Source organism: Veillonella intestinalis, assembly GCF_943193155.1.
Classification (GTDB): Bacteria; Bacillota; Negativicutes; order Veillonellales; family Veillonellaceae; genus Veillonella_A; species Veillonella_A intestinalis.
In genome coordinates this window covers 20,490-40,481 of sequence record NZ_CALPDB010000003.1, presented here as the reverse complement: position 1 = coordinate 40,481, position 19,992 = coordinate 20,490, and the positions used below count along the sequence as shown (strand labels likewise).

The following is a 19,992-nucleotide window of genomic DNA, read 5'->3' as shown; positions in this document are numbered from 1 at the left end:
CTCCTTACATACTATGCATGAGAGCCACCACAATCACAGGAATTGGCCCTAATACTGCTGTTAAAAACCACATGAGCACGGTCATATCCACAGGGATATGAAAGAAATTATTGCAAACATAAAAAGCAGCATAACCTAAAATTAAATTTAAGCCTACTTTTTTTACCGTATAAAATGCCACTTTAAAAATTATATAAATTACAACTACAGCAACAACAGCTGTTACTATTAAATCCATTTAAATACCTCACATTTCGCGGCGATTCATAACTGCACCACCGATAGTTAACTCATCTGCATATTCAATATCGCCACCTACTGGCACACCACGAGCAATACGAGTTACTTTAATACCAATTGGCTTTAATAAACGCGCTAAATACAGGGCTGTTGCTTCACCTTCTGGATCAGGATCCGTCGCTAAAATTACTTCCGTTACCGTTTCATCACGTAATCGATCTAATAATTCTTTAATCCGAATATCTTCGACCCCGATACCTTCTAATGGTGATAAAGCGCCTTCTAGCACATGATACACGCCTTTATAGTCACCGCTGCGCTCAATAGCAATCACATCACGGGATGTTTCAACCACACAGATAATACTGTGGTCTCGATTATCATTAGCACAATATTCACAAGGATCTTGGGCTGACAAATTGAAACACATAGAACACCGCTTAGTCGCTTCCTTAGCCTGTACAATAGTCGCTACTAAAGCATCTACGTCTTCACTAGGAAGTTCGACTAAATGATACGCTAAGCGACGCGCCGATTTAGCACCAATGCCTGGTAAACGGCGCAACTCTTCTACTAACCGTTCTAAGGGATTGGTCATTTTAGAACATCCCTGGTAATTTCATGCCACCAGTCACTTTGCTCATTTCTTGAGCCATCATATCATCTACTTTTTGACCAGCTGCATTTACTGCGGATAACACTAAATCTTCTAGCATTTCCATATCGTCTGTATCCACTACGGATGGATCAATTTTAACAGATTGCACAATTTTTTCACCATTCATAACAATGGTAACAGCGCCACCACCAACAGATGCATCTACTGTTTTAGTTTTTAATTCTTCCTGCATTTTCTGCATATCTGCTTGCATTTTCTGCACTTTTTTCATCATACCTTGCATATTGCCCATATTTGGCATACCTTTACCGAACATTGTTGTTCCTCCTTTAATTCATACACATTTATACATTAATCCTCATCATCAGGTATAATTTCTACATAAATATCATTACCTTCAGCGGCCGCATGCGCCAATGCTCCTATAAGTACGGGATTATCTAATTCTTCCGGACTACAGTGAGTGGGATCCCATTTAGGTAAATTCTGTAAATCCGTGGCTATTACGGTCTTTTTTTTTTCATCCGATGCCGAAGTGGCATCAGAATTGTCTGGTAACACCGAAGTAGCTCCAAAATCATCTACTACAGGAGTAGCTGACTCAAATTCATCGATTGGTGGTGGCGGTGTTTCAAAATCACTCGCCCCAAAGTCATCAACTGCAGGTGCCGCTGTCTTAGTAGACTCTACTGGTCGTACTGTAGAAGTCGGTTCCGTCACAGAGGGGCTTGCGCCAAAATCATCGATAGCCTCTGACGCCACCTTAGTCGGGGTTACCTTAGGTGTAGTCTGCGGTTGAACCACCGGTTGTTGCGCTACGCTTTGCGGTTCTGCCTTTTTATGCGTAGCACTTTGACCAGCTACACCAGTCGCTACATCCTTAGCAGCTTGCCAATATTCTCTAGCTTCTGGATCTACTTTACTAAATAGCTGAACTTGTACTGGATAGCCTAAGGCCTGATGTACACTCTGCTCTACTTCATAAAGCCGTTGTGAATGCCCAGCAATCGCTACTAGCGGGGCTTGTGAAAATAAAAATACAACGCGACTTTCATCTGCATAAATTAATTCTGCATTTTTATAAAAACCACTCACTAAATTCCACGAACGACTAGAGGCATAATTTAACATATCCGATTTTATTTTACCATAAGTTTTAGGATTTACGATATGTGCTCCTAAAACTACATTTTTATCTTCAACAGAAGATACCGGCGTAGGTCCTGTAGCCTTCGCAGACGCCCCACCAACCGCAGGTCCTTTTGAAGGTCTATTTTCAGAAATAGTAGTGCCAGCTGTTACTGAACTAGACGAGCGTTTGGGCGATTTTAATCCTGGTGGTGGAACTCTTCCAGGCCCTCCATGATTTGGTGGCACTGCACCTACTGGCAAACTATTGGGAGCTGTTCCTTCTGCTATAGTATTGTTAATCGCCACTGAACCAGCCGTCTGCACTGTAGCGCCCTGCATGGGCGCTGCCATCATAACAGGTGATTGGCTTTCCAGCTGAGCTAACCGAGCACTCCATTGGTTATCAGCTGAATCTAAACGGCTTTCTACAGCAGCTAAGCGCTCGATTACATCGTCTTCACTAACCTGCACACGGGCACACATCCCTAATAAACCCATTTCAATAACAATCCTTGGATTATCTACACGTTTAGCATCATTTAAAATTTGCTGCAATTCTTTGACATAATAATTTAGATTATCTACAGAAAATTCCGCTGCTTGTGCATTGAATTGCTCTTTAAACGGTGCATATAAAGCTAATTCTTCTGCCTCTGGCAATACTTTTTCTATCACTAAAGCTCGTACATGTTGAATAAGAGCCTCAATAATTTGTTTGCTGTCACGTCCTTCACTAAGGGCTTTTTTACAAGCCACTAACACAGACGCGCCATCACCTTGTCGTAAATATTCTAAGAATGACATTATCCATTCTTTACCGACCAAGCCAATCATAGATTCTACCGTTTCAGCAGTAATCATGCCCTCGGCCATACCAGAACATTGGTCAAGAATACTCAATGCATCACGCAAACCTCCGTCAGCATGAATCGCAATTAATTGCGCCGCTTCAGGGGCTAATTGAATCTGACTTTCTGTAGCTACATGCAGTAAATGCTCAGCAATATCATCAGCCGTAATACGCCGGAATGTATAGCGTTGACACCGTGACAAAATTGTAACAGGTAACTTATCCACTTCAGTGGTAGCAAAAATAAACATAATATGAGGTGGTGGTTCTTCAATTGTCTTGAGTAACGCATTCCACGCTTCATTCGTCAACATATGGGCTTCGTCGATGATAAAAATCTTTTTACGTCCTTCTACAGGCAAGAACTTAACACTTTCCCGCAATGAGCGAATTTCATCAATCCCTCGATTGGAAGCCGCGTCAATTTCTAAGACATCCATAGATTGACCACTTAAAATCTGCTTGCAAGAAGTACATTCATTACAAGGATGATCTGTGGGGCCTTTTTCACAATTGATAGCCCGCGCAAATATCTTAGCCACACTGGTTTTACCGGTTCCTCGTGGCCCTGAAAAAAGGTAAGCATGAGCCACTTTATCTTCCCGAATCGCGCGCATCAAAGTTTCGCTCACTTGCTTTTGCCCCACCACATCAGTAAAGGTTTGGGGACGCCATTTACGATACAATGCTACATAACTCATAACTTACCTCCTTTCCTATCTGCCTTTTATTTGACAGCGCATTTTACGCTAGTTAGCAAAAAAAGCCGCTGCAACACTCGATTATGACAGCCTCATAGGTTCCCTCGTGGCACATGAAAGTAACCGCTTAGTGCTGCTATCTCTCGATCCTGACACGATTCACAGGCTTCCATTGCACGAGCCCCACAAGACTGCCATAATCCAGTCCTGCATTACGGCTAGCTATATTATTATATACTAATAAGTGGAAAAACTCAAGTTAATGCCACTTTAAAGTGGAAAATAATCACGCACGACTTTCAAAGACAAACCTCATCTATACGCACAAAGATATATACGCCATTCTTTCTATATAGTATAATATTCTATAGATTTATATTCTATAGATATTATTTATATTTTAATTCGTCACATGAAAGGAATGTAGTATGGACGCGTTTAACTCTCTCATCAGCACCATAACCGGCTTTCTCTGGGATTATATCATCATTATCTACCTAGTAGCTGCTGGTTTTTGGTTCTCGTTCTCCACGGGCTTTATCCAAATTCGTTACCTGAAAGAAATGGTTCGCCTCTTAGGCGAAGGTGTCGGAACTAAAACTAATGGCAATCGTATCTCTTCCTTCCAAGCCTTCTGCGTAAGCTCTGCTTCTCGTGTAGGGGTTGGTAATATTGCCGGTATTGCTATCGCTGTTGTTCTTGGTGGCCCTGGTGCTGTTTTCTGGATGTGGTTTATCGCCTTCTTAGGGGCCGCTACAGGATTTGTAGAAAGTACCTTAGCACAAATTTATAAAGTCCCTTCTAAAAAAGGTGGCTTCCATGGTGGCCCTGCGTACTATATCAAACTTGGCCTAAAAAGCCCTGTATTTGCCTTTATTTTTGCTGTTCTTATCAGTGTTACTTACGGTCTTATTTATAATTCAGTACAAGCAAATACATTGGCTAGCGCCCTTCAAACGGTTCAAATCGACCCTCAACATACAGCTATCGCCGTTACTGTTTTAACAGCCCTTGTTATCTTCGGTGGTATTGCCCGTGTAGCTCGTCTTAGCGAATGGCTAGTACCACTTATGGCTGGTGTATATATCTTAACGGCTATCTATATTGTTCTTGTTAATATTACTGAATTGCCTAATGTATTCTATGCTATTTTTACCAAAGCGTTTACCTTTGATGCTACTTCTGGTGGTTTCTTTGGCGCCGCTATCATGAATGGTATTAAACGTGGCTTATTCTCCAACGAAGCTGGTGAAGGTTCTGTACCAAATGCAGCAGCTACAGCTGATGTAAGTCACCCAGTAAAGCAAGGTCTTATCCAAAGTTTTGGTGTATTCGTAGACACCTTCTTAGTATGTACAGCCTCAGCTTTTATCGTCCTTGTATCAGGTAACTATGAAGGTTCTGGTTTGACAGGCATTGCACTTGTACAGCATGACTTAGCAATGCAATTAGGCGATTGGGCTCCTAGTGTTATGGCAATCTTTATTTTTATGTTTGCCTTTTCTTCCATCGTAGGCAACTACTACTATGGTGAAATTAATATTGCTCATTTAACCAAAAACACGTTATATCTCAATATTTTCCGTATTTTCGTAGTTATAATGGTATACTTTGGTTCCATTGCCTCTCTTAATCTCGTATGGAACCTAGCCGATTTGTTTATGGCCTTTATGGTACTTACCAACTTAACCGCCATTCTATTATTAGCTAGACAAAGTAAAGTGGCTATGCTTGATTATTTCAAACAGAAAAAAGCTGGCATTGTAGAGCCAACCTTTGATCGTAGCACGTTACCAAATCAGGACGGTATCGTATGGTGGCATAAAGATGCTAAACATGAAGATGCGTAAGTGTAAAAGCGTATAGTTAGAATTAAAAGATAGTCACTGCTTCTTACTTCCTACGAGTCAAGCTCTGAAGGTCGTACAGAAGCAGTGACTATCTTTTTTCAATTCTACCGTATCTCCTTTTAGAGAAGGAGAACGGTCGTTCAGGAATACTGTCACTCTTTTTTATTTCCACTCATTAACTATACAACTTTATGAGGGGGGAAAGAAACGGTCGTACAGAAGCAGTGACTATCTTTTTTTAATTCTACCGTATCTCCTTTTAGAGAAGGAGGACGGTCGTTCAGGAATAATTACATGCTTTTGTTTTGCCCATTAACTACACTCTTTATAAAAAGCTGAGAAAAGTAGAAAAATTTTCACATTTTATTATACGCACTTTTTTATAACTACAATCTAATTTATTAATATCTATTTTTGAAGCAAATTTTCTATTTCTTGGAAATTTCTTTAAATTCTCCGAAATTATCTCAAAAATTATCTTATGCCCAGCATAAAATAATTTTATACGCAAGTATATTATTCAAGCTAGCAATTCATAAATTTATATAAAATTTCATTTATTAAAAATACAAATTACTATTCACCATTAATTAACTCGCCTAATTTATGCTCTAAAAACCTTGATAAACACTCACTTTATCGAAATTGCCACCTATTGCTATTTACCGATTACAGGACTATAATGAGCCCATAAGATAGTTCATTTGCAATAATTGCAAATGAAAAAGAAGAAGATGAAGTAGTAGTAGTGGATGTAAGTAAAGCACAACAAAATGATTTGCTTTACGGTAAGGAGGAGTTTATTATGATGAATCTATTGGAGCGAGTTAAACGTGTAGTAAACAAACAAATGCTCTTAGGGATTACAGCAAGTCTTTTAATAACAGCCTTATTAGCTGGTTGTAGTAGCAAAGCCAGTACGACTAATACAGCCGTGCCTGCCAATCCCCCTTCTACTGAAAAAGTATTACGTGTAGGTACCGAAACAACCTTTGCCCCTTATGAATTTAAAGATGGTAAAAAATATATAGGCTTTGATATTGATTTGATGGAAGCTATCGCTCAAAAAATTGGCTATAAAATGGAATTAAAAAGTGTAGATTTTGATGAATTAATTCCAGCCTTAGAAACTAACGAAATTGATATGATTGCAGCCGGAATTAATCCTACAGAAGATCGTTCCGAAATTGTCATCTTCTCAGAACCATATTTCAAAGATAATGGTTTCATCACAGTTGTTCGTAAAACAGATGATACTATCCATAGTATGCAAGATTTAGCCAACAAAAACGTAATCACACAAACTGGTACTATTTCCACCGATATGGCAAAACATATTCCAGGTGCCACAGTTAAAGAAGTCAAAAATAATGAAGATGCCTTCAAAGCATTACAAAAATCTGAAACTGATGCCGTTATTATCGATACAGTAGTTGCTACGTATTATTTAAAACAAGACTCCTATCAGGATCTTCGTTTAGCTGGTGAACCTAGTGACCCACGTGGTACTGTATGGGCCTTCCGCCAAGATGATACAGAATTACGCGATCAAATTAACCAAGCATTAGACGAATTAAAAGCAGATGGTACATATAAAACAATATATGAAAAATGGTTTGGCCCTTCTGAATTTTAATGTAAACAAAGCATCCCTATGTAAATATGCATAGGGATGCTTTATTTTACTAGTCAAAATTAAAATTCCACTGAATAGATATACAAAATATTTTTATTTTGTTGATATTTATACAAAAAGAAGCTATAATATGCTTATAATTAATTCCTAATTAATACTTATGTAAATGGGGGCGGACATTATGTTTAATAGTCTAAAAAAATTTGCAAGCAAAAAAGTAGTGGTAACACTAACAGCTGCATTGTTAACAGCCGGTTTAATTGCAGGCTGTGGTAGCAGTACTGGCAGCGATTCTAAAGAAAAAGTAATTAAAGTAGGGGCAGAAACTACATTCCCACCTTTTGAATTCACCGAAGGGGATAAATATGTAGGTTTCGACATCGATTTAGCTGATGCTGTAGCTAAAAAAATGGGCTACAAAATGGAATTTAAGAGCATGGGCTTTGATGCCTTAATCCCAGCTTTACAAAGTAAAGACATCGATATGATTGCATCTGGTCTAAGCGCTACACCAGAACGTGAAAAAGCCGTATTATTCAGTACACCATATTTTGATAAAGGTGGTTTCGTAGCTATCGTTAAAAAAGACGATACAGCTGCTAGTATGAATGATTTGGCTGGTAAACGCATTGTCGTTCAAATCGGCAGCGTAGCCTTAGATGTAGCTGAAAAAATTCCTAATGCACAAATAAAATCTGTAGACAGCAACTCTCAATTATTTAATGAATTAAATGCAGGTACTGCTGATGCTATCGTGCTTGATAATGCTGTAGCACTTTATTACTTAAAACAAGGCGCTGATGCTGATGCCAAAATTATTGGCGAACCAGTTGATCCAGAACCATTTGTATGGGCCTTCCGTAAAGATGATAAACAGCTAAAAGAAGCGGCTGATAAAGCATTAGAAGAGTTAAAAACTGATGGCACTTACGATAAAATTTATGAAAAATGGTTTGGTGCTGTAAAAAAATAAAATTATAAGCTTTCTAAGAGACTAAATTGTAAAATTTAGTCTCTTTTTACATAGGCTATCCCTTCCATAATAGGGCGCGCTGTACGAGCAACCCCAGCCTTATATAAAACATAGTCTGGCCCATCATTTTTAATATCAATACTAAAACTAAAGGAGCCAGATGGATGACCTAAAACAACATTTCTACTTAATTTAGCCCGTTCACTCACAACTTCATTAACAACTGTACCAGGAATTAAAGCCGCCGTAGCTGTGCAAATTCCACCAGTCACAGCATAAGCCTTATGAATAACCTTTAAGGCTTTTGTACGCGCTACTACATCAATATCAGAAGCCTCTATACGCCGGCCATCAATAGCTACATAAGATTGTGGTGCTGATACCATGCACACCTTAGGCACTGCAGGACTAGCTGATTCCTTGGAATCAGCTAACCCCATCATAACCGCACCTTGACAGCGAATATCTTCCAATGTTTGTAACAGCCCTTGTGTGTCATTTTCAATATCTATCGGCAATTCTGTACCTTTATAGCCCAATGCATCGGCTCGCACAAAAATAGCCGGTGTCGCTGCATCCACTAGACTCACAGAAATTGTACGGCCATCCGCTAACGTAATCTCATCTTTCACCTGACCAGTAGGCAATAATTTACCCGTCTTAGCCCCTGCTGGTTCTTTAAAATAAAGAATAATCTTAGACGCTTTACCAGGAACACCATCAATAGCAAAATCACCGTCTACTTGTGGTTCCCCATTTTTTACAGGAATATGCGCCTCAATTACTTTATCCGTATTTGTGTTATATATACGAACCACTGTTTCTGGCTCCACTGCTTTAACAAAACCTTGCATTATTGCAAATACGCCAACACCAGCTGACATATTGCCACAATTCCCTTCATAGTCAACAGCAGCATCATCAATACCAACATAACCAAATGTATAGTCTACATCTATATCTGTTCGTTGTGAAATCCCTACTAAGGCTACTTTACTCGTTAACGGATCAGCCCCGCCAATACCATCAATCTGCCGTTTATCAGGACTACCATATAAAGAAAGGATACAAGCATCACGAGCAGCTGGCTCTGTAGGTAAGTCTGCCATATTAATATAAGCGCCTTTACTTGTACCACCGCGCATATATACAATTGGTAATTTTACATAACCATCCATTCTTATTTACCTCCTACGCGTAAGAAGTTTAATTTACCACCAGCTCGAACAATCTCTTTCTGACGTTCATTTAACGGAGTTTTCATCGTAAATTTTATACCTTTTGTCGCTAATTCTACAACAAATTCGCCCTTTTCAAAGGAAGCATCATCCATATGCAAGATTAATTCATCACCATCTTGAAGTAATTCATACGTTTCATCAGATTCAAAGAACAATGGTAAAATCCCAAAATTCACTAAATTATCCATATGAATTCGTTCAATAGATTTTGCCATAACCGCCTTAACGCCTAAATACATAGGACATAAAGCCGCATGCTCACGAGATGAACCTTGACCATAACTTTCATGCGCTACAATAATATTAAATTGACCTTGCTCCACATTTGCTTTACAAGTATCTGCAAAATCTGGTTTCACATGACAGAATGTATATTGACTGTATTTAGGTACATTAGAACGGAATTTCAAATATGGACCTGCTGGCATAATATGGTCGGTCGTAATTTTATCGCCTACCTTAATCGCTACTCTAGCGTTTACAACCTTTGGCATTGGTTCATTGCTTGGAGGATTACCAATATTAGGGCCTCGTAAAATTTCCTGTTCTGCCTCCATAGCGGGTTTTACAATCATAGAGTCATCAATTTCATATACTTCTGGCAAGGTAATCTTTGGTAATTCAAAGTCTAATGTCCGAGGATCTGTAAATTTACCCGTCAAAGCAGACGCTACAGCGGTTTCTGCACTTACCAAATGAACAAGAGCATCTTTAGTGCCACTACGACCTTCATAATTTCGGTTGTTGGTACGCAAGGAAATGCTCTTAGAGCGAGGTGCTTGTCCACAGCCTACACAGAAGCCACAGGTACTTTCTAAAATACGAGCACCAGAGCTAATAATATCGGCCAATGCGCCATTTTTAGAAATCATTTCTAATACTTGCCGACTACCAGGCGCCACACCAAAACTAACATCAGGGTGAATCTTACGCCCTTTTAGCATGGCCGCTACTACCATCAAATCACGATAAGAGGAATTGGTACAACTGCCTACTAAAACTTGATCCACTGGAATCTCATTCATTTCAGCCACAGTTTTAACATTATCTGGTGAATGAGGGCAAGCTACTAGAGGCACTAATTCATCTAAATTAATTTCAATAACATCATCATATACAGCATCAGCATCCGGTTCTAAAGGTAACCACATATCTTCGCGTTGTTGCGCTTTTAAAAACTCACGAGTTCGTTCATCACTTGGGAAAATTGAGGTAGTAACCCCCATTTCAGCCCCCATATTAGTAATCGTAGCTCGTTCTGGCACGGTTAAGCTGGCAATCCCTTCACCAGTGTATTCTAATGCCGTTCCTACATTGCCTTTTGTTGTTAAAATACTCAATACTTTTAGTACTATATCTTTCGCGGCACACCAAGCAGGTAAAGCGCCAGTTAATTTAATATTAATAACCTTTGGACAAATTAAATGAAACGCATGGCCTGCCATAGAGGCTGCTACATCCATGCCACCTACGCCCATCGCAAACATACCTAACGAACCAGACGTTGGTGTATGGCTATCAGAACCAACTAACGTCTGACCAGGACGGGCAAAACGTTCAACATGCACTTGATGACAAATACCATTACCTGCTTTGGAATAATAAATTCCATATTTACTCGCTACATCTTGTAAGTATTTGTGGTCATCAGCATTTTCAAAGCCATCTTGTAAAGTATTATGATCTACATAAGAAACAGATAGTGTTTTTACCTGATTTACACCTAATGCTTCAAATTCAAGATAAGCCATAGTGCCTAATGCATCCTGTGTAAGAGTTTGGTCTATTTTAATTCCAATATCTGTACCGGCCTTCAATTCCCCTTCTAATAAATGAGATTCCAAAATTTTATACATTAAACTTTTACCAGCCATCGCTATGCCTCCTATATAAATTGATTAAATTACATGTATCTTATGCATTTATCATATACTCATTTTTAAAATAAGAAAAATAGATAACTTGTATATTTTGTGATAAAATTTTTATATTGCAAGTATTATATAAGTAAGTAAACGTAAGGAGAACCATCATGGATAGTATAGAAAAGGATTGGGAACTATTTCTTACCATTGCTCAGGAACAAAATATAACCAAAGCCGCCAATAAACTCTTTATGTCGCAACCAGCCTTAAGTTATCGCTTAACGCAGCTAGAGAAAGGCTTTGATGAACCTCTCTTTATTCGGACAACGAAAGGGGTTATCCTCACAGAAACAGGTGAGTTATATTACCAATATGCACTTGACAGTGTAAAACGAAAAAAAGAATTTGAAGAGTCTCTGGAAAATCGCAAAACAACCATAACTGGCACACTCCAATTAGGTTCCTCGTCTATTTTTGCCAACTATGAACTACCTTCTATCTTAGCGGGTTTCACAAACCGCTATCCCCATATTAAATTGCATCTCCAAACAGGCATTAGCTCCCGAATTGCTCAACTATTTACCAACAATGATATTCATATAGGTATTATGCGCGGCCATCATGCTCCAACGGGAGAAAAAATATACTTAAGCACAGAACCCATCTGTCTAGTTACCTCTAAAGCTTGTAATCGTCAAACATTGCCTACCGTTCCTCAAATCCGCTATACCACTGACCCTTCTTTGTATACCATTATGGATACTTGGTGGAATCAAAATTTTGACACCCCGCCAAATACATGCTTATATGTAGATACTATGGCCACCTGTCGTCGATTTATTCAAAAGAATCTTGGCTGGTCAATCTTACCTTACACAGGACTTGAATATTTTAAAGACGACATTAATATAGAACCGCTCCAATGGGATGACGGCACACCCATCGAACGAGAGACTAATCTGTACTACCACCTACGGGATCCACAGCGTAAACCAGTACAAGCCTTTATAGACTATATGCTAGAATATATGAAAAATCAGCCTCATAAATAATCAATAGACAGCCCTTGCAGCGTGAATACTGTAAGGGCTGTCTATTGATTTTCTATTACTATTTAACTTATAATATCTAACTTAATGGACTGACTATTTACTACTCCACATCCACTAATACCGCTTCATGTAAACGGAAAGAATATATATAACAAGCTTTTACCGGTAATCCAGTTAATCTCTCCAAAGCTTTACTATATATCTGTAATTGCACGCCATATCGTTTTATCAACGCTTCCCCATCAGGTACCCGATCTGTTTTATAATCCACTAACACCCATTGATTATCTTCTAAAAAGGCCGTATCAATAATCCCTTGTAAGAACAGCTTTTCTCCTGGTTCTACCTCGGGATATACTTCATGCCCTTCAATGAGCATACTAAATGGCCATTCTCTAGCCACTTGTGGCGAAGCCAAGAGCCGTTGACCTAAATCAGAGGTAAAGAAACGATGTAAAGCCCGCTCATTAAGCACCTGTCGTTCTTCCGTAGTGAAATATCCTTCTAAGGTCAATCGATCCAAAGTATCACGCAAATGTTGTGCTGTATATGCTTCTAACGGCAACCATTGCATAGCTTCGTGCATCAATGTACCCCAACGTGCACCTGACGCCACTTCTTCCTTATCCATCAAGGCTTGTGGTTTTACATCAAAAGCGCCCAAATTAGAAGGTGTTTCTTTTATTTGCATAGGAGACGCAAAGTCTGTAGTAACTGTGGTGTTTGCAGTGTTTTCCATGTTTTCAGTATTTACAGTATTTACAGTATTTACAGTATTTGCAGTATTTGCAGTATTTGCAGTATTTGCAGACTCTGTAATAGCTGTAGTATTTGTAGAATTTATAGAGTCTGCAAGATCTATAAGACCTATCGTATCTGAAACTATGCTAACCGCCTCTTCTTCGGGCTCAGCAAAACGTCGTTTCAATTCACTAACAGAGATCTTAGCCGCTCGTTGTACAGCCCCCATATAAGGATAAGCAAAATTAAAGCGTTCTACTATTTCCTCATGCAATGGCTCTGCTTGAATTGGCTCTAACCGTTCAACAGCAGCCAATAAAGCTGGTTCTTTAACAGCATGCTTTGGCGTACTAGTATACTTAGCACCATCATGTAGCGTAATGCTAAGCCTACACTTCTTATCTGGTAAATCCATCAGCGCTACATCTTCTACTTTACTATATACACGAATTGGATTGCCTTCCAAATGGCGACTTAAGCTCATAATAAACCAATCCAAATAAGAATTAGCACCTGTAATTAAAGAGGTTGGTAACTTTTCTGAATTAGCCACGAGCGCAGGACCAGCTTGCTTTTGGCAAAGCGCTTTAAAATCTTTAACAAAACCAGTAATAAAAAGTTTATCGCGAGCTCGTGTTAAGGCTACATACAAAATACGTTCCTCTTCGGCCTTCGCCGCTAAACGAAGTTGCTCCCGCATATGCACCCAAGGCAAAGAACCATATAAAACTCGATACGCTTCAAAATAGCCTTTAACAGCCACACCACTGTCACCATGAAGTAGCATAGGCGCCTGAATATCGCGTAAATTAAAGCCCTTTTGTGAGGAAGCTAAAAATACGACTGGAAACTCCAAGCCCTTACTTTTATGGATGCTCATAATACGCACCACATCATCGGCTTCACTAACCGTTTTACCAATCCCTAAATCTTGCCCCGCTTCTTGTAAACTTTCTAAGAATCGTAAAAAGCGGAAAATACCACGGAAGCTACCTGCTTCATATTGCTTAGCCCGTTCATACAAGGCCATTACATTGGCTCGCCGAACTAAACCATTAGGCATCGCACTAACATAATCTAAATAATTCATTTCTTCGTAGATAGTCCACAACAAATCACTTACACTATGCTGTCTTGAATAAGTGCGCCACCGTTCCAATCGTTCTACAAAATGCAATACCCCTTCATTGTCTGTAGTTTTACCATAACTAGCTAATAAGGACCACAGGGACCCTTCCCCGCTCATGCGCAAATGGCCAAGTTCATTAGCATCTAAGCCTACAAAAGGAGAACCCAAGACCGCCGCCATTGGCAAATCTTGTTCTGGATTATCAATAACTTGTAGTAACGCTAATAATAATTTCACTTCTAAGGCACTAAAATACCCACTATTTTCCTCTGCATACGCCGGTATCCCCGCTTGTCGTAAAGCTTCAACCATGCGGCCAGCCTTAACTTTAACAGACCGAAGCAAAATCACTACATCACGCCAAGCCATTGGTCGATATGAACCATCGGGATTTTGCACAACTTTTGCCTGTTCTTTCAACGCTTGTAGTTTTTCAATAATAAAAGCAATCTCTTTTTCATCATTTTCTAAATCTACATCATCCTCACTAGCAAACTCACTGCCACTGGCACTAGTATCACTAACTGTCCACATTGAGCCTTGTCCTTTGCTAGCTTTATTAGTATCTTCTGTCCCTTCATCAGCAAAAGTAGATTTCGCGCCCTCCCCTACATCAATTAAATGCAATTCCACTGGGCCACCTACCCAATTTTCTGGGGCATCCTCTACTTTGCGTCCTGGATTTAAAGCTTCCTTCTCACCATACTCCAATTCTGCTGCTTCTGCTGACATAATTTGGTGAAATACAAAATTAGTAAATTTTAAAATATTAGCGTCAGATCTAAAATTCTCCGATAAATCAATGCGCATTTCCACATCATCTACACCATGGCCAAAACGATGATATTTCTCCATAAAGAGTAACGGATTCGCCATGCGGAAGCGATAAATACTCTGCTTCACATCGCCTACATAGAATCGATTATCCTTACGTGATACTAAGTTTACAATCGCTTCTTGCACACCACTTGTATCTTGATATTCATCGACCATAACTTCTTTAAAAGTCTGTTGCAATTCAAGGGCTACTTCAGAAGGAGCCCAAGTCCCATCGGCTTGTTTGGTGCGCAACAAAGCCAAACATAGATGTTCTAAATCTGAAAAATCAAGCATACCTAATTCTTGCTTAGCCGCTGTAAACTCAACCATAAAAGCTAAGGTTAAATCCACCAGCCCTTGCACATATGGTAGCATTTGCTTAATCTGTGCATGAAATTGTGCTTCTGTAATAACAAACGGCCCTGTTTGCATAGCCTGCAAAGCCTCTTTATTCGCTACCCCTAAGGCTTTCACTTGAGATACTAAGCCATCACTGAGAATACCAGCATCTAAATCTTTTTTAAAAGAGCGGGTATCAAAAGACTTAAACTTATGCTGTCCTATTAGGGCCACCGCTTCATGCATAGCATCCCAAGTCGTAGCTTCGCCTAAAGCATTCATAATATATTGCACCGAATCTACCTGTTCCGACCATTTAGCCGGCCCATCAGGCAAACTAGTCAATTCTCGCATAGTTTCATAACGCGTCGCAATTTCACCTATAAGCTGTTGCTGTTGTCGCCAGAAGTATTCACCCCAAATAGTATCTAGAATCGGCTGTTCTAATGCTAATTCATATCTATTTTTAGAGTCTACAAGCCAAGCTTCTGGATCTGCTTGGGCTACTGCAAAACGATGAAGGGCTAAAACTTGCTCTATAATACCATCATCGGAACGGTCATTGCCAAACATGTCAGCAATAGCAAATATATGATATTTATTTTCTTCGTAAGCCTTAGCCAACAATGTAGCCAGTACATCAGTCTTAAGGAGCATTAACTCCCCTTCATTCCCAATGCGATAGGAAGGGTCAATATCAAGACGATAAAAATAGCTGCTAATCACCCACTGGCAAAAAGAGTGCAAGGTTGAAATATGCGCTGATGGTAAAAGACTCAATTGTTCTTCTAATTTAGGATCACCTGTGCTATTAAATACATCTGCTAATTTAGCCCCAATACGCGCACTCATTTCAGCGGCAGCGGCCTTAGTAAATGTAACCACTAAGAGTTCCTGAATCGATAGTGGTCGTTCTTTGTCTTGTAAACGCTGAATAATACGCTCTACCAACACAGCCGTCTTACCGGAACCTGCTGCCGCTGCTACCAATAAGGTCTGCGACGGAAGTGTCCCTTGACGGGGTGACTTAATTGCTTGTTCTTGTGCCTTTGTCCACTTCATATACATCGCCTCCTTCCGCCATACGTGCTAAACAAGATTCCTCTGCCATGCCCTCTAAATAGCGATATGCATTGCGTGTATTTTCAAAACGACATAAGGCCTGATACTGACAATAATTACACGGAATACTGTGATTCATATTATATGGGCTCACCGGAAAATGACCAGCCAAAATATGTTGCCCTGCTTTCCCCATGACTTGCTGTGCATAGTCCGTCAATATTTTAAACTGTTCCGTCGTTTTTACTTTATCCTTATCATTGCCATTCACCGTCCCCGCTTTCGTTAAACGAACAGGAACATACGGTGTAGTCTTGCTCCCAACAGTCTCATCAATCTTCATTAACAACTCTGGATTATTTAAAAAATACCCCGTATTGCGCAAGGAAGACTCTGTGTTAAGCAAAGCAGCTGCGCCTTCTTCGGTTAATACTTCTCTTTTTGAAACGCGCGGATTTTTTACATATGTATATACTAAGGCCGCCGGCTCAATATGGTCCGTCCATTGGGCCTTTTCTAAAGCTAATAAATACGTCACTAACTGCAATTTCAAGCCATAATAAACATCGGCCGCTTTTACACTAGCGCCACCTGATTTGTAATCTACCACAAGGCCATACGTCTTACCCTCATACGTCCACTCATCAACACGGTCTAACTGCCCTTGTAAACGAATGTAATTCCCATCGTCTAAAGGAATTTGTACTGCTGGCCAACTGCTTGGGCCACCACCAAAGTTTTTTTCTAAATAACGCGTATTAAACACACTTTTACTAGACCAATCACTCAATCGTTGAACGGTACGTCGCAAGGTCGCTTCTAAACGCTGTTGTAACACCGTTTCATAAATATCACCTGCTTCACCAAGCAATAAATCATTACTAATCTCTGCCACTACGGCTTGGCATAACTGGGCTTCTTCTTCCACACTTACATCACGCCACTGGCGATTTTGAGCTAATAATTGCATGCCTAAAGCACGTAAACTTTCATGTAAGAAAATCCCTATTTCAGGGGCGCCAAATTGTTTTACCTTCCGTTGTTCCAATTTCAAACCATACTTAGCATAAAAGGCAAACGGACAACGTTGATAACTCTCTAACCGTGTTACAGAACCACTCAAAGCGTCCTGACGAAATAGCAAGGCTTGTACCACCGAGCGATCCACTAACGGCACTTCATTCGTATCTGTCACACCACGAGTGGCGATACGCAAAGCTTCACGATAATGGCCTTTTAAACTCCAATCATATAGACTTCGCCAAAGAGCACCCAAATCCTGCCCTTGTGTGACATTCCCCATTTGACCAGCTAATAGCGCCAGACTTTGCATAGGCCGCCATAAATACTGTGGTGCTGCTGTAGGCGAAATTGTTAAAGGTTCTACCTGTGGTACCTGACTATACCCTAACTGCTGCCATCGTTTAATAGCCAAAGCACTTTCTAAAGCCCCACCTTCTTCATCGGCGCCAGCATAGGACAAATATAATTCGTTTCGACCTCGAGTGCAGGCTAAATAGAGCAAAAAGTTTTCATTAAAAGCCCGTACTAAGGCACCTTCTGCCAAAGTAATACCCGCCGCTTTTAAGTCCTGCCGTTCTTTATCATTTAACAGACCTTCATCACCCATGTGCTGCGGAAAAACACCTTCATTAAGGCCCATCAAAAATACTATATCACTTTCATGAGTATAACCACGTTCTACCGTTGTTACCATTACATGGTCTAAACTTGGTGGTACTAATGAATAGGACACTTCCTCTAAACCTTCTTGAACCAATAATTCCATATCCCCTACATTCATTGGATCTGGCAAATTAAGATTCATGATTTCATCAAATAAAGCCACTACACGCTTGTACATTTGCTCATGAGCAGCCACAGTTTCGGCGGCGCCCATCGCTTCAGCTGTTTCACACCACTGGGCTAATTGCACCGGAATACCCACAGCAGTGAGTAAGTTAAAAAGCTGCTCACACCACTCATAGCCGGTGTGTTCCGTCTTAGCAAATTCCCAAAAAGGCTGTAAATGCCTCATAATCAAAGTTCGTGTTTCATTAACTCGCAAACGCCGCACTTCTTCTACATCGACGGTTTCTTCAGACACAGTATGACTTAGCTCTTCATCACCAATACTGACAATATTTTCGCTGTCATCGATAACACTCCGTATTTCTTCATCCTCACTGGCAAAACGATCTTTCCGCTTATACGGCCATTCGTCTTTGAGCCACATAAAATCGCGCACACCAAATTCAAGGCAATAATTTTCTAATTCATCCACCGCTTCACGGCTTATGGGCCAAAAATCTGTTTTTAATAAACGAAATAGCGCATCATGATCAAAGCCACGTCGTACAACTTCCAGTACACTAACTAAAAACTCGCCTAAAGGATGACTCACCATAGGGCGACGGCGGTCAGAAAAATAAGGTATTTCATAACGTTTTAACGCCTTTTCTAACACATCACTATATGTTTCTGACTCACGAAGCATAATGGTAATGTCCTTCCAACGCCGTTTAGGCTCTGTCATAACTGTTAAAATCTGGCGACATACAGCATCTGCTTCTCGTTCTCGATTATAACCGGCTGTAATTGGAATTTGTTCATCCGTAGAATTTCCTTTTAAGGGCGTATTAAAATAGCAACTTTCTAACTCCTTTAAAACAGGTGTTATAAATCGCTCATTGTTTGTAAACTGACGAACCAACAACTCCGTCCCATAGGTAGTATATAAATCTTTATACACGGAATGAGGTCGTCCAAAAATTCGCAACTTATGCTCTGGCACTGTAAGTTTTGCTAAATCTGGTGGCAAAGTAAGCGTAATAATACTCTCTTTCGCCAAATCAAATAAAGTATACAGCAATTCCATTTGTAATGGCGTAAACCAATGAAACCCGTCCACAATAACATGTGAGTCCTTCATAAGCGGACTAGAAGGCAACACCTCCATCAATTCCTGTAGCCGATCTGTCACAGTGCCACAAGTTTCACCGACCAATGCTTCATAGGCTTCCATTAGCTGAGCCAATTCTTGCAATTTACGTTGCAAAATCATGGACTCTACTTGCTCAGCCCCTTGTCTTAAATCCGTCGCGGTTACCTTAAACGAATTACATTCACTTAAAAGCCCCTGTAATACATCAGCAAAATGAGGTTGTCGTGCTGCTTGTCCTAATAGCTCTAAGGAGCCACTATGACGTTTCATAATGAGACGCAATAATAACTTTTGCCCCACATCAGATAAGGTTGTTTCACGAACTTTACCAACAGACTGAAATACCTGATAAGCCAGTCGATTAAACCCCACTACGCGAACAGTGGTAAAGCCTTCTTCAGGCATAAATTCTGCCAAACTTCGTTCAATTGTATACGTTGCCGGCTCTGGCACAATATATAAAATAGGCTCTCCCGGACAAGTGGCAATAATCTCTTTAATCCGTTCAAAACAAGCCTGAGTCTTACCCGTCCCAGCTCGTCCTATAAAGGCGGAAATAGCCATGGTATGCTCCTTTCACTAAAAATAATATATATCACGAAAACTTCTTCTCATATGATGCTATCGTACACTAAGCCTTGTTGTAATAACTCCTGTACTTCGCCATATCAATATATGCTTGTATTTATTCTATCACAAAACAAAGCAAGGAACTGTACGGAAATTTGCAATTGCTCATTTCCATACAGTTCCTTATGAGGCTTTATATGAGGCTATAATTACACGGTATCCTTTAAGGA

At 40.0% G+C, this 19,992-nt stretch carries 12 protein-coding genes and 1 other RNA gene; 4 read left to right on the top strand and 9 right to left on the bottom strand.

All coding sequences use genetic code 11. The annotated features are described in order from the left end of the window. Positions 1-4: 4 nt before the first annotated feature. The 5 genes from NFR44_RS04080 to ffs form a co-directional block, all read right to left on the bottom strand. Complete coding sequence (locus NFR44_RS04080) at positions 5-238, bottom strand: hypothetical protein (protein ID WP_251441402.1); 234 nt, start codon at positions 236-238, stop codon at positions 5-7. Positions 239-247: 9 nt separating this feature from the next. Then, complete coding sequence (gene recR, locus NFR44_RS04075; RefSeq protein ID WP_251441401.1) at positions 248-838, bottom strand: recombination mediator RecR; 591 nt, start codon at positions 836-838, stop codon at positions 248-250. Position 839: 1 nt separating this feature from the next. Next, on the bottom strand, positions 840-1,175 hold the full coding sequence (locus NFR44_RS04070) for a YbaB/EbfC family nucleoid-associated protein (protein WP_006555898.1): 336 nt from the start codon (positions 1,173-1,175) through the stop codon (positions 840-842). A 35-nt stretch (positions 1,176-1,210) separates the two neighbouring features. Next, positions 1,211-3,541, bottom strand: a complete 2,331-nt coding sequence (gene dnaX / locus NFR44_RS04065; protein WP_251441400.1) for a DNA polymerase III subunit gamma/tau — start codon at positions 3,539-3,541, stop codon at positions 1,211-1,213. Positions 3,542-3,630: 89 nt separating this feature from the next. Beyond that, positions 3,631-3,730: signal recognition particle sRNA small type (gene ffs / locus NFR44_RS04060), an RNA gene on the bottom strand. Between the two features lie 239 nt (positions 3,731-3,969). Between ffs and NFR44_RS04055 the strand changes: the two genes are divergently transcribed. The 3 genes from NFR44_RS04055 to NFR44_RS04045 all read left to right on the top strand — a co-directional run bounded on the left by NFR44_RS04055 (position 3,970) and on the right by NFR44_RS04045 (position 8,000). Then, complete coding sequence (locus NFR44_RS04055) at positions 3,970-5,391, top strand: alanine/glycine:cation symporter family protein (protein ID WP_251441399.1); 1,422 nt, start codon at positions 3,970-3,972, stop codon at positions 5,389-5,391. A gap of 805 nt (positions 5,392-6,196) precedes the next feature. Continuing rightward, positions 6,197-7,027: a basic amino acid ABC transporter substrate-binding protein gene (locus NFR44_RS04050; RefSeq protein ID WP_251441398.1), complete on the top strand. Its 831-nt coding sequence runs from the start codon at positions 6,197-6,199 to the stop codon at positions 7,025-7,027. A 181-nt stretch (positions 7,028-7,208) separates the two neighbouring features. Then, positions 7,209-8,000 carry a basic amino acid ABC transporter substrate-binding protein gene (locus NFR44_RS04045; protein ID WP_251441397.1) on the top strand — a complete coding sequence of 264 codons (792 nt, stop codon included), beginning with the start codon at positions 7,209-7,211 and terminating at the stop codon, positions 7,998-8,000. A 35-nt stretch (positions 8,001-8,035) separates the two neighbouring features. Here the strand turns inward: NFR44_RS04045 and NFR44_RS04040 are convergent, their stop codons facing one another. After that, positions 8,036-9,178 (bottom strand): 2-methylaconitate cis-trans isomerase PrpF family protein, encoded by a 1,143-nt coding sequence (locus tag NFR44_RS04040; RefSeq protein ID WP_251441396.1) that lies wholly within the window; start codon positions 9,176-9,178, stop codon positions 8,036-8,038. Positions 9,179-9,180: 2 nt separating this feature from the next. Then, positions 9,181-11,115, bottom strand: coding sequence for an aconitate hydratase (locus tag NFR44_RS04035; protein WP_251441395.1), 1,935 nt, complete (start codon positions 11,113-11,115; stop codon positions 9,181-9,183). Between the two features lie 158 nt (positions 11,116-11,273). Between NFR44_RS04035 and NFR44_RS04030 the strand changes: the two genes are divergently transcribed. Beyond that, positions 11,274-12,158, top strand: coding sequence for a LysR family transcriptional regulator (locus NFR44_RS04030; RefSeq protein WP_251441394.1), 885 nt, complete (start codon positions 11,274-11,276; stop codon positions 12,156-12,158). 100 nt (positions 12,159-12,258) lie between these two features. Here the strand turns inward: NFR44_RS04030 and NFR44_RS04025 are convergent, their stop codons facing one another. Then, positions 12,259-16,254 (bottom strand): UvrD-helicase domain-containing protein, encoded by a 3,996-nt coding sequence (locus tag NFR44_RS04025; protein WP_371875178.1) that lies wholly within the window; start codon positions 16,252-16,254, stop codon positions 12,259-12,261. Continuing rightward, entirely contained in the window at positions 16,214-19,756 is a 3,543-nt protein-coding gene (locus tag NFR44_RS04020) for a PD-(D/E)XK nuclease family protein (protein ID WP_251441392.1), read from the bottom strand. The genes NFR44_RS04025 and NFR44_RS04020 overlap by 41 nt, the downstream gene beginning before the upstream one ends. Positions 19,757-19,992 lie beyond the last annotated feature (236 nt).

Bases quoted from the DNA above. Each gene is read 5' to 3' on its own strand.
- NFR44_RS04080 (WP_251441402.1), bottom strand. From the start codon at position 238: ATGGATTTAATAGTAACAGCTGTTGTTGCTGTAGTTGTAATTTATATA.
- recR (WP_251441401.1), bottom strand. From the start codon at position 838: ATGACCAATCCCTTAGAACGGTTAGTAGAAGAGTTGCGCCGTTTACCA.
- NFR44_RS04070 (WP_006555898.1), bottom strand. From the start codon at position 1,175: ATGTTCGGTAAAGGTATGCCAAATATGGGCAATATGCAAGGTATGATG.
- dnaX (WP_251441400.1), bottom strand. From the start codon at position 3,541: ATGAGTTATGTAGCATTGTATCGTAAATGGCGTCCCCAAACCTTTACT.
- NFR44_RS04055 (WP_251441399.1), top strand. From the start codon at position 3,970: ATGGACGCGTTTAACTCTCTCATCAGCACCATAACCGGCTTTCTCTGG.
- NFR44_RS04050 (WP_251441398.1), top strand. From the start codon at position 6,197: ATGATGAATCTATTGGAGCGAGTTAAACGTGTAGTAAACAAACAAATG.
- NFR44_RS04045 (WP_251441397.1), top strand. From the start codon at position 7,209: ATGTTTAATAGTCTAAAAAAATTTGCAAGCAAAAAAGTAGTGGTAACA.
- NFR44_RS04040 (WP_251441396.1), bottom strand. From the start codon at position 9,178: ATGGATGGTTATGTAAAATTACCAATTGTATATATGCGCGGTGGTACA.
- NFR44_RS04035 (WP_251441395.1), bottom strand. From the start codon at position 11,115: ATGGCTGGTAAAAGTTTAATGTATAAAATTTTGGAATCTCATTTATTA.
- NFR44_RS04030 (WP_251441394.1), top strand. From the start codon at position 11,274: ATGGATAGTATAGAAAAGGATTGGGAACTATTTCTTACCATTGCTCAG.
- NFR44_RS04025 (WP_371875178.1), bottom strand. From the start codon at position 16,254: ATGTATATGAAGTGGACAAAGGCACAAGAACAAGCAATTAAGTCACCC.
- NFR44_RS04020 (WP_251441392.1), bottom strand. From the start codon at position 19,756: ATGGCTATTTCCGCCTTTATAGGACGAGCTGGGACGGGTAAGACTCAG.